At 65.0% G+C, this 1322-nt stretch carries 1 protein-coding gene; it reads right to left on the bottom strand.

The genetic code is table 11. The annotated features are described in order from the left end of the window. Positions 1–23: 23 nt before the first annotated feature. Positions 24–1253 (bottom strand): ISL3 family transposase, encoded by a 1230-nt coding sequence (locus ACOVRJ_RS13400; protein ID WP_422044350.1) that lies wholly within the window; start codon positions 1251–1253, stop codon positions 24–26. Positions 1254–1322: the final 69 nt, after the last annotated feature.

Genomic DNA, 1322 nt, shown 5'->3' with positions numbered 1-1322 from the left:
GGCTCTTTTGAAATCCGAGTGGGTTATGCGGCGTGGGGGTTGATGCGGCGGAAGTCGAGCTTCCCGGCGATCAGGAACAGCACGGTGCGCATGGTTTCGAATCGGCCGTACCCACGCGCCTTGCGCTTGGCGGCCTGAAACAGGCCATTGAGCGCTTCAAGGAATCCGTTGGTTCTCCGGGTCTGGGTCCAGGCGACGATGCCGTCGAAGTGGCGGCGGATCATCCGCGCGACATCCTTCATCGGCTCGACCTTGGAGCGCATGACGTTGCTGCACCACTGGCGCAGAAGGCTCGAAACGATGTTGATCTGCTTGCGCTCGAGGATCTCGCGAAGGTGCTCCCGGTAGAGCCAGGCACGCGCGGTGCGCTTCGTCGTGGCCTTGGCGATCAGTGCATCGAGATCGCCGCGCTGCGCCGCATTGAGCCGATCACGGTCTTTCAGCAGCGACCAGCGCAGCCCCTTGAGCGCAGGATCCGTGCGCTGCTCCTGACGCCGCACCCTGTCCAAGGCCGCCGAGGCTTGCGCGATGACGTGGAACTTGTCGAAGGTGATGCGCGCCGCCGGCAGGTGCTCGGTAACGCCGCGGATGTAGGCCGGCGACATGTCGATGCTGACCGACTCGACCTGCTCGGGAACGGCTTGATGGGCGCGCAGATGATCGGCCAGGATACCGAGCGTGTCGCTGCCACGGCCCGGGGCAACGAACACGACCGAGCGCCGGTCCGCATCGGCAGCCAAGGTCAGGTACTGATGGCCGCGTTGGCACGAGGTCTCGTCGATCGCCAGCGCCTTCACCGCGGACAGGTCGAGCGCTTCCGCCGCCAAGTCGACATAGCGCGAGCAGATCGCATGCACGCGATGCCAGGACTCGCCCACCAGCCGGGCGACCGCAGCGAACGGCATCTGCCGGCTCAGCGTCAGTACGAGTGCCTCGAACAGCAAAGTGAACCCGGACAGCTTGCCCGCCCAATCAGGCTCGACCAGGGCAACACGCCCGTCGGGCAGCTTCAGGCGCGGCACGCGCACTTCCAGATAACAGTCGTGCTGGAAGAAGTTCAGGTGCCGGTAGCGCTTGGTCTGCGTGTCATGCACTGGATGCTCGCCGGGCACGTCGGGATGCGCGAACCGACTGCCGGCGACGAAATCGATGCCAATCGTCAACCGCCTGCTGGCGGCATCAAACTCCGTCCCCCTCACGTACCACGGCGCGGCCACGCCAAGGGCGGCCTCCAAAAGCTGCTTCTCGCTCACGTTCCCTCAGACAACGGTCCCAGACTCCGGTCGATTCTGGCGGCCACCCACTCGAAATTCAAAAGAGGC

This window comes from Roseateles sp., assembly GCF_049240545.1.
GTDB lineage: Bacteria > Pseudomonadota > Gammaproteobacteria > Burkholderiales > Burkholderiaceae_C > Paucibacter_A.
Note: the sequence above shows the minus strand (reverse complement) of the source record. Positions and strands in the feature narration are given on the sequence as shown.